Origin of the sequence: Streptomyces sp. ID05-39B, from assembly GCF_033794725.1 — a bacterium.
In the GTDB taxonomy this organism is placed as follows: Bacteria; Actinomycetota; Actinomycetes; order Streptomycetales; family Streptomycetaceae; genus Streptomyces; species Streptomyces bobili.
On sequence record NZ_JARGEF010000068.1, the window covers coordinates 24,890 to 34,334 of the forward strand.

Here is a 9,445-nt window from a genome sequence, read left to right on the forward strand (position 1 = left end):
AAGACGACGCTCAAGGTCAGGAACACGTCCGACCGTCCCATCCAGGTCGGCTCCCACTACCACTTCGCCGAGGTCAACCCCGGCCTCAAGGTGGTCGTGGACCCCTCCGGCGGGGGCGTGACCTATGACGAGCTGTGGACGTGCGCCGAGGCGAAGGGGCGACGGCTCAACATCGCCGCGGGCACATCCGTTCGGTTCGAACCAGGAGACGAGTGCTGCGTCGAGCTGGTGAAGATCGAAGGCGACGCCAAGAACGACACCCGCAAGATCCAGGGACTGCGCAAGGGGATCGTCCGATGAGCAGCCAGCCGGAGCAGACGGGCCGACAGCGTCGGAGCAACTTGCTGAAGCGGGCGGACTACACCGCTCTGTACGGGCCCACCACCAAGGACCGAGTCCGCCTCGCCGACACCGATCTCACCGTCGAGATCGAAGCCGACTGGAGCGGCGGACCGGAATACAGCGGCAACGAGATGATCTTCGGTGGCGGGAAGGTGATCCGAGAGTCGATGGGCATGTCCCACATCCCGAGGGACGGGGGCGGCAACGCGGAGCGCCGTCCCGTGGACACGGTCGTCACGGGGGCTCTGATCCTCGACTGGTGGGGTGTCGTCAAGGCCGACGTCGGCATCAGGGACGGCGAGATTCATGCCATCGGCAAGGCGTACAACCCCGAGACGATGGATCCGATCGTCAACTTCGAAAAGCCCGCTCGTGAACAGGCCGGCGAGCAACTACCGGTGACGCCGTCGAACTTCGTGGTCGGCCCGAACACCGAGGTCATCTCCGGCAACGGCCGGATCCTCACCGCGGGCGGCGTGGACACCCACGTTCACTTCATCTGCCCCGAGGAGATCCACGAGGCCCTGGCCTCGGGCGTGACCACTCTCATCGGCGGTGGCACCGGCCCTGCCGAGGGCAGCACGGCCACCACCGTGACCCCGGGCGCGTGGCACATCACCCGGGTCTTCGAGGCCCTGGACGAGTACCCGGTCAACATCGGCCTGCTCGGAAAGGGCAGCACGATGAACAAAAGGGCTCTGAACGAGCAGGTGGACGCCGGAGTCATCGGCTTCAAGATCCACGAAGACTGGGGCGCCACCCCTGCAGTGATCGACACGGCGTTGAAGGTCTGCGAGGACCGCAAGGTCCAGCTCGCCCTGCACGCCGACTCGCTCAACGAGTCCGGTTTCCTGGAGGACACCAAGAAGGCCGTCAACAAGCGTTCCATCCACATCTTCCATGTCGAGGGCGCCGGAGGGGGCCACGCCCCGGACATGATCGAGCTGGTCAAGGAGCCGAACGTCCTGCCCGCCTCGACCAACCCCACCCGGCCCTTCACGGTGAACACCGTCAAGGAGCACGTCGACATGATGATCGTCTGCCACCACCTCAACCCGGACATTCCGGCGGACATGGCCTTCGCGGACTCCCGTATCCGCCCGTCCACCATGGCGGCGGAGGACCTCCTCCACGACATGGGCGCCATCTCGATGATGTCCTCGGACGCCCAGGCGATGGGGCGCATCGGCGAGATGATCATGCGGACCTGGCAGACCGCGCACGTCATGAAGTGCCGCTACGGCCCGCTGCCCGAAGACCTGCAGAGTGCGAAGGTCCGCACGGTCAAGGATGACAAGAAGGACCACTCCTGCAATGAGGACAGGCTGAAGCCGAACGACAACTACCGAGCGCGCCGCTACGTCGCCAAGTACACCGTCAACCCGGCGATCACCCACGGCATCGACACATACGTCGGTTCCGTGGAGCCGGAGAAGCTGGCAGACCTGGTGCTGTGGGAGCCGAAGTTCTTCGGCGTCAAGACGCACATGGTCCTCAAGGGCGGCCAGCTCGCCTACGCCCAGGTCGGCGACGCCAACGCCTCCATCACCACGCCACAGCCCTACCTGCCACGGCCGGTGTGGGGCTCCACCGGCCGCTCCCCGGGGAGCAACTCGGTGAACTTCGCTGCCCCCGGCGTGGCCGACAGGCTGAACACCCGGTTCGTCATCGTCCAGGACAGCAGCAACAAGGTCACAGACGCAAGGACGCAGGGGCTCGGACTCAACAAGAAGTTCGTCGAGATCGCGGACACCAGGGGCGTCAGGAAGAGCGACATGAAGCTGAACGACACAGTGCCCAAGAGCCTCCAGGTCGACCACAACAGCTTCGAGGTCACCATCGGCGGCGCGACGACGAGCGACGCCCGCACCGAACTCAACGGTGCGACCGTACCGCGCTCCTACGTCACCGAAGTCCCGCTCGCACAGCGGTACTTCCTCTTCTGATCCGACACCTGCCCGGCCGCCGGCCCGCGGCCACGGCCGGGCCCCGGGGCGGGCCGATGCGCCCGCCCGGGCCACCGCGTCACCATCCGCCCCCCCCTGTGAAAGGCAGCCGCTCGCCCATGAGCCGCGCAGCCCTGCTCCTGCTGGCCGACGGCCGCTTCCCCGCCGGTGGGCACGCCCACTCCGGCGGCGTCGAGGCCGCCATCGCCCACAAAGCCGTACACGACACCGACAGCCTGGAGGCGTTCTGCCGCGGCCGTCTGCACACCACCGGTCTGACCACGGCCGGGCTGGCCGCCGCAGCCGCCGCCGGACACGACCCGCTGCTGCTCGACGACGCCGCCGACGCGCGCACCCCCGCCCCCGCACTGCGTGCCGTCGCCCGCAGGCTCGGCCGGCAGATGATGCGCGCGGCCCGTGCCACCTTTCCGTCCGCCGAACTCGAACACCTGGCCGCCGCGCGTCCCCAGGGCGCCCACCAGCCCATCGTCCTGGGCCTCGCCGCCCGCGCCGCCGGGCTCACCCCGCTGGACGCCGCCCATGCCGCCGCGTACGAGAACATCGGCGGCCCGGCCACCGCAGCCGTGCGCCTGCTGAGCCTCGACCCGCTCGATGCCTCGGGGCTGCTGGCCCGCCTCGGCCCCGAGACCGACGACGTCGCACAAGCCGCGGCCCAGGCCGCGACCCGCGCCATGACCGAGGGCCTGGACGCCCTGCCGTCGGCCTCCTCACCCCTGCTGGACATCACCGGGGAGCAGCACGCCGCCTGGAGTGTCCGCCTCTTCGCCTCCTGAACCCCGAACCCACCACTGCACAACGGAGTTGCCATGCACCTCGACCACTCTGGGACCTTTCCGCAGCGGTACACGCACAGCGCCGAGCCGCTCCGTCCTGACGGCAGCCGCCGCGCTCTGCGCATCGGCTTGGGCGGTCCCGTCGGCTCCGGCAAGACCGCGACCGTCGCCGCGCTCTGCCGCACCCTGCGCGACCGCTGGTGCATCGCCGCCGTCACCAACGACATCTACACCCGCGAGGACGCCGAGTACCTGCTGCGCGAAGCCGTCCTGCCGCCCGAGCGCATCACCGCCGTGGAGACCGGCGCCTGCCCGCACACCGCGATCCGCGACGACATCTCCGCGAACCTGGAAGCCGTCGAGCACCTGGAAGAGACCCTCCACCCCCTCGACCTCGTGCTCGTCGAGTCGGGCGGTGACAACCTGACCGCCACCTTCTCCAAGGGCCTCGTCGACGTGCAGATCTTCGTCATCGACGTAGCCAGCGGCGACGACATCCCTCGCAAGGGCGGCCCCGGCATCACCACCGCCGATCTCCTCGTCATCAACAAGACCGACCTCGCCCCGCACGTCGGCGCAGACCTGAACACCATGGCCGGCGACGCGAAACGACAGCGCGGCGACCTTCCCGTCATCTTCACCAGCCTCACCTCCGACGACGGCATCCGCGAAGTCGCCGACTGGGTCACCGGCCATCTCGCCCGGTGGCGCGCCGGGGCAACAGCATGAGCCCCTCCCCCCGACTCGCCACCGCCCCAGCCACGTCCGACCGCGACGTTCCTCCAGCCGGCGCCCAGGAGATCGCCGGACACCCCGACGGCGTACGCGCCACGGCCCGGATTTGCGCCGCGCACAACGGACGCGTCACCACCCTCCCGCAGTTGCGCAGCGACGGCCCCTTCCACCTGCGGCGCATGCGCACCGGCGGCAACGCCGCCAGGGTGGGCATCATCGGCGCGATGAGCGCCCCGCTCGGCGGCGACCGGCTCACCCTCGACATCACCGCCGAGGACCGGGCCGAGCTGGAGGTCATCACGGCCGCCGCCACGCTCGCCCTGCGCGGCCCCACCACCGACGCCGCCACCTACGACGTGCGGCTCACCGTCGGAGAACACGCCCGTCTGCACTGGCTGCCGCAGCCCCTGATCAGCGCCGCCGGCAGCAACCTGCACCAGACGTACACCGTCGAACTCGCCGCCACCGCACGGCTGGTACTGCGAGAAGAACAGCTCCTGGGCCGGGCCGACGAGGAACCGGGCCACCTCGTCAGCCGGATCCTGGTCCACCGCGCCGGGCGCCCCCTGCTCGACCAGCACACGGCCTACGGGGCCCCAGAACCCGGCTGGGACGGCCCGGCCGTCCTGAACGGGCACCGCGCCACCGGCCAACTCCTGATCGTGGACCCGCGCCTCGACGTCCGACGAGACCCCGTACTCCTCGGCGAAGGCACCAAGGACGGATGCGCCGTCCTCGCACCGCTGGCAGGCGGCCCGGCACTGCTCGCCACCGCCGTCGCACCAACCACCTCGGCACTGCGGGAACTGCTCGACGAGGCACACGCACAGGCACACGCCCTCACCCGCTAGCACGGACGGGCCGACGCCCCCGGCGGGCGACGGCCCACAGCGTCGGACCAGTCCCCGCTCAGGCTCAGTGGTCTCGTTGTGGAACAGGTACAAGGCATCGGTCAGCGCTGAGCCCAGAACTGCGGCCCCTGATGGCCGTCCCATCCCAAGGCGTCCGCTGGAGTGGGCGAAGGACCTGGGGGCGCGCATCCACGATGGGAACGCCTGACGAAGGGCCGTACACCTCTCCGCTCGGCGTGATCACTCGCGGGTCGCGTGTCGAGAGCTGGGCCCGGACACTCTCTCTGCTGGGCGGGTAGGTGACGGTGCCCCGACCGCAGCGGTCGGCAGCGCGATGGCACCATCGACGAATCCCAGTGTCATGGGACGGGTACGAGCGGATCTCGGCGTAATGCCCAGGGGTGTCAGCCCAGTGCACCCATCAACGCAGTGCCCCTATGACGGCGGAATGAACGCAGCGGCACAGATTGGCATTTCCCGACAAGGAACGGCCACTGTCACCAGAGTGTTCAAGACCGCAGCGGTCGCGATTCCCTCGTTCTCTCCACCCGCTTCGGCCGCGCTCCACAGCCGCCCGTGCCGCACCATCGCTGCACCGATGGCCTCCCCTCGGCCTTCCCCGCTTACCTGATTCCTGGTCCGAAACAGGCGCACATCCGCACAAACACGCAGCTCAACGGCCTGCCAGTCGTCAGAGTCACTGAGCGTGGAGACGTAACACCCCACGCACGGAATGCGTAGGTCAACAGGTGCTCCGAATCACCTTCCCCATGGCCAAGGGAAAGCAAAAGCCCCAGGTCACGGCGAGTGAGTCCCGGGGCTTTCACAGAGCCGCCTTCGGGATTCGAACCCGAGACCTACGCATTACGAGTGCGTTGCTCTGGCCAGCTGAGCTAAGGCGGCGCGCTGACCGCACCATGGTGCGGTCAGCAACGACGGTAAGTCTACACAGTTTCCGGGGGTGCTCCGAACCGCCCCAGGGGCCCTCCGCTCCAGGGGCGGCGCAGCCCGGTACCAGGCCTATGAGCAGCGCTTTCCGTCTGTCGGAACGGTGCCGCGGACGAGGTAGGCGTTGATCGCGGAGTCGATGCAGGAGCTGCCGCGGCCGTAGGCGGTGTGGCCGTCGCCGCGGTAGGTGAGGAGGCGGGCGGAGGAGAGCTGACCGGCCAGGGACTGGGCCCAGCGGTAGGGGGTCGCGGGGTCACGGGTGGTGCCGACGACGACGATGGGGGCGGCGCCCTTCGCCTCGATGCGGTGCGGTTCGCCGGTGGGCGCGACCGGCCAGTAAGCGCAGTTCAGCGAGGCCCAGGCGAGGCCCTCTCCGAAGACGGGGGATGCCTTCTCGAAGTCGGGCAGCGCCTTGCGGACCTCGTCGGGGCCGTCGAAAGCAGCCGGCAGGTCGAGACAGTTCACGGCCGAGTTGGCGAACATCAGGTTGGCGTAGCCGCCCTCGGCGTCCCGCTCGTAGTAGCTGTCGGAGAGGACGAGCAGTCCGGCGCCGTCGTTCTCCCGGATCGCCGAGGTCAGCGCCTCGCGCAGCTGTTCCCAGGCGCTCTCGTCGTACATGGCTGCGATCACACCGGTGGTGGCGAGGGACTCGGTGAGCCTGCGGCCGTCCGGGTCGCCGGTGGGCAGGGGGCGGGCGTCGAGCCGGTCGAAGAACGCCTTGAGATTCTTGCCGACCTGCGCCGCCTTCGTGCCGAGCGGGCAGTCCGGCTGCCGCACGCAGTCCTTCGCGAACGACCGGAACGCCGTCTCGAAGCCCGCCGTCTGGTCCAGGTTCATCCGGCGGGAGGGCAGCGACGGGTCCATCGCGCCGTCCAGGACGAGCCGCCCGACCTGCTTCGGGAACAGCCCCGCGTAGGTCGCCCCGAGAAACGTCCCGTACGACGCCCCCACGTAGGTCAGTTTCCGGTCCCCGAGGGCCGCGCGCAGGATGTCCATGTCACGGGCCGCCTCGACGGTGGAGACGTGCCGAAGCAGTCTGGGCGACTGTGCGCCGCAGCCCTCGGCGAACTCCTTGTAGGCATCGACCAGTTCGTCGGTCTCACGCTGGTCGTCGGGGGTCACGTCGGTCTGCGTGTACGCGTCCATCTCGCGCCCGTCGAGGCATTCCACGGGCTCGCTGCGGGCCACACCGCGGGGGTCGACGGCAACCATGTCGTAGCGGGCGCGGACCGGGGCGGGGTAGCCGATGCCTGCGTACTGCTGGAGGTAGCCGACCGCCGAGCCACCCGGCCCGCCCGGGTTCACCAGCAGCGAGCCGATCCGCTTGCCCGGGCCGGTCGCCTTCTTGCGGGCGACGGCGAGCCGGACGTCGCCGGCGCCGGGGCGGGCGTAGTCCAGCGGCGCCTTCATCGTGGCGCACTGGAATCCGGGGACGCCACAGTCGCGCCAGCCCAGCTTCTGCCCGTAGTACGGCGCGAGCGCGGACGGCGTGGCCTGTGGCAGCGCGGCCAGTACCGCTCGGGCCGCCGCGGGGCGGGCGGTACTCGTCGAACTTCCGGAGGAGCAGGCCGAGACGAGCAGGGCGGCGAAGGAGACAAGCGTGACGCCGGTACGGAACCTGCGGGGGGAGCGCCTGGTGTGCATCCAGCGAGCGTAACTGTGTGCAACGGGAGGCATGCGGTACGTACGCCAACTGCCACGGACGAGTGACCCGGTCAATCCGCTCGGTCCCACAGCCGCCGACCGCCCACCGGGCGGACGAGCAGTCCATGCTCCGTGCCTGGCAGCCGCCCACCGGGCGGACCTTCAGCCGGCTCTGAGCGCCATCGTCATCGCCTCCACCGCCAGCAGTGGAGCCACATTCCGGTCGAGGGCCTCTCCGCACGCGGCGATCGCCTCGATCCGGCGCAGGGTGGACTCGGGGGTGCCGGCGCGGGCCAGCCGCTCCAGGGCGTCCTCGGCGTCCAGGTTGGCGAGGGCGATGCGGGAGCCGAGCTGGAGGGCGAGGACGTCGCGGTAGAAGGCGGTGAGGTCGGTGAGCGCGACGTCGAGGCTGTCCCTCTGCGTCCTCGTGCGCCGCCGCTTCTGCATCTCCTCCAGGTCCTTCATCACGCCCGCCGTGCCGCGCGGCATGCGGCCGCCCTGCACCGCGCCCATCGCCGCCTTCAGCTCGTCGGTCTCCTTGACGTCCCGCTCCTCGGCGAGCTGCTTGGCGTCCTCGGCGGCGGCGTCGACGAGTTCCTGCGCCGCCTTGAGGCAGCCGCCGACGTCCTCGACGCGCAGCGGCAGCTTCAGCACGGCGGCGCGGCGCGCACGGGCCGCCGGGTCGGTGGCGAGGCGGCGAGCCCGGTCCACGTGCCCCTGGGTGGCGCGGGCGGCGGACGCGGCGACGGCAGGCTCGACGCCCTCACGCCGTACGAGCATGTCGGCGACCGCGTCCACGGAGGGTGTGCGCAGGTTCAGGTGCCGGCAGCGGGAGCGGATCGTCGGCAGGACGTCCTCGATGGAGGGCGCGCACAGCAGCCAGACCGTGCGCGGGGCCGGCTCTTCGACGGCCTTGAGGACGGCGTTGGCCGACTTCTCGTTCAGCCGCTCCGCGTCCTCGACGAGGATGACCTGCCAGCGTCCGGTCGCCGGGGAGGTGTACGACTTGCGGACCGTGTCCCGCATGTCCTTGACCAGGATCTCCGCGCCCACGGCGGCGACCGTCGACACATCGGCGTGCGTGCCGACGAGGGCGGTGTGGCAGCCGTCGCAGAAGCCACAGCCGGGGATCCCGCCGAGCGCCCGGTCCGGGCTCACGCACTGGAGCGCGGCGGCGAACGCCCTGGCCGTCTGGATCCGTCCCGCGCCGGGCGGCCCGGTGAACAGCCAGGCGTGGGTCATGCTCGACGCCTCGGGCGGTGCGGTCCCGGCCGTGGTCGCGGTGACGAGCGCGTCGGCGTCCCGGGCGGCGGCGGCGAGCTGATCGCTCACCTTCTCCTGCCCGACGAGGTCGTCCCACACGGTCATGGGTCACGCCGCCCTTCCATCACGTCCACGTCCGCACCGCCGGTCGGTCCGCGGTGCGGAGGATCGGCCTGCGCCTTGCCGGTTCCATTGTGCGGGCAGCCACTGACAACCCGGCCCGGCGGTCACGGGCGTCAGCGCCGCCGGCCCCGCCCCCGGCCCTCGTCGAGGTCATCGTCGTCCCGGTGCGGACCCAGCAGCTCGTCCGCCAGTGACGGCAGGTCGTCCAGCGGGGTCTCCTCGGCCCAGTCGGAGCGGGGCCGCTGACGGGGCGCGCCGGACTCGTCGACCTGGGGCAGTTCCCGGGTACGGTCCTCGGTCCCGTCCGGTCCCGCCGCGCGCTCGTCGCGGAAGTACCCCGGCGGCACCCGGTCGCCCGGGTGTTCCCCGGACACGGACGGCAGCACGGCCGTCTCGTCCTCGGCGTTCGCCCCACGCACGGGCGGCAGTACGGCCGTCTCGTCCGCGGCCCCGGCCGGCGCCGGCGGCTGCGGCAGCTCGGCCGTCACCTCGTTGTCCGATTCCCGTGCTGAGGGCTCCCCGGCGGTCGGCGCCACGGCATCCGCCGCGTCCTCGACCGGTTCCTTGTCCATCCGCACCGGCGGCAGTACGGCCGTGTCCTCGATCGGCCCGCCCGACGCGTTCGTCGGCGTCACGGGGGCGGTGACCGTGCCGACGCCCGTGGTGCCGTCGACGAGCCCGACGCGACGGGCGACGCAGAAAACGCCGGTACCGCCGCCGGATCGGAAGAACAAGGAACAGGACGGGGACCCGGCGGATCCCGAAGCCGCGACCCCCGGAGAGGCCCAAGAACGAGAAG

At 70.8% G+C, this 9,445-nt stretch carries 7 protein-coding genes, 1 tRNA gene and 1 pseudogene; 5 read left to right on the forward strand and 4 right to left on the reverse strand.

Annotation, left to right across the window (positions count from 1 at the left end; all coding sequences use genetic code 11):
- Nucleotides 1–39: 39 nt before the first annotated feature.
- The 5 genes from P1P75_RS17235 (at nt 40) to P1P75_RS17255 (ending at nt 4,668) form a co-directional block, all read left to right on the forward strand.
- Nucleotides 40–300, forward strand: a complete 261-nt coding sequence (locus P1P75_RS17235) for an urease subunit beta (RefSeq protein ID WP_319256184.1) — start codon at nt 40–42, stop codon at nt 298–300.
- Nucleotides 297–2,288, forward strand: a complete 1,992-nt coding sequence (ureC, locus tag P1P75_RS17240) for an urease subunit alpha (RefSeq protein WP_319256172.1) — start codon at nt 297–299, stop codon at nt 2,286–2,288. Before P1P75_RS17235 ends, ureC begins: the two co-directional genes overlap by 4 nt.
- Before the next feature lie 119 nt (nt 2,289–2,407).
- On the forward strand, nt 2,408–3,082 hold the full coding sequence (locus P1P75_RS17245) for an urease accessory UreF family protein (RefSeq protein WP_319256174.1): 675 nt from the start codon (nt 2,408–2,410) through the stop codon (nt 3,080–3,082).
- Between the two features lie 33 nt (nt 3,083–3,115).
- Nucleotides 3,116–3,811 carry an urease accessory protein UreG gene (gene ureG, locus P1P75_RS17250; protein ID WP_319256176.1) on the forward strand — a complete coding sequence of 232 codons (696 nt, stop codon included), beginning with the start codon at nt 3,116–3,118 and terminating at the stop codon, nt 3,809–3,811.
- Nucleotides 3,808–4,668, forward strand: a complete 861-nt coding sequence (locus tag P1P75_RS17255; protein ID WP_319256178.1) for an urease accessory protein UreD — start codon at nt 3,808–3,810, stop codon at nt 4,666–4,668. Before ureG ends, P1P75_RS17255 begins: the two co-directional genes overlap by 4 nt.
- Nucleotides 4,669–5,497: 829 nt before the next feature.
- Here P1P75_RS17255 and P1P75_RS17260 read toward each other — a convergent pair.
- The 4 genes and pseudogenes from P1P75_RS17260 to P1P75_RS17275 all read right to left on the reverse strand — a co-directional run.
- A tRNA-Thr gene (locus tag P1P75_RS17260) sits at nt 5,498–5,571 on the reverse strand.
- A 117-nt stretch (nt 5,572–5,688) separates the two neighbouring features.
- Nucleotides 5,689–7,260, reverse strand: coding sequence for an alpha/beta hydrolase (locus tag P1P75_RS17265; protein WP_319256180.1), 1,572 nt, complete (start codon nt 7,258–7,260; stop codon nt 5,689–5,691).
- Nucleotides 7,261–7,422: 162 nt separating this feature from the next.
- Entirely contained in the window at nt 7,423–8,628 is a 1,206-nt protein-coding gene (locus P1P75_RS17270) for a DNA polymerase III subunit delta' (protein WP_319256182.1), read from the reverse strand.
- A gap of 131 nt (nt 8,629–8,759) precedes the next feature.
- Nucleotides 8,760–9,445 (reverse strand): annotated as a pseudogene (locus tag P1P75_RS17275) (hypothetical protein); the annotation flags it as partial.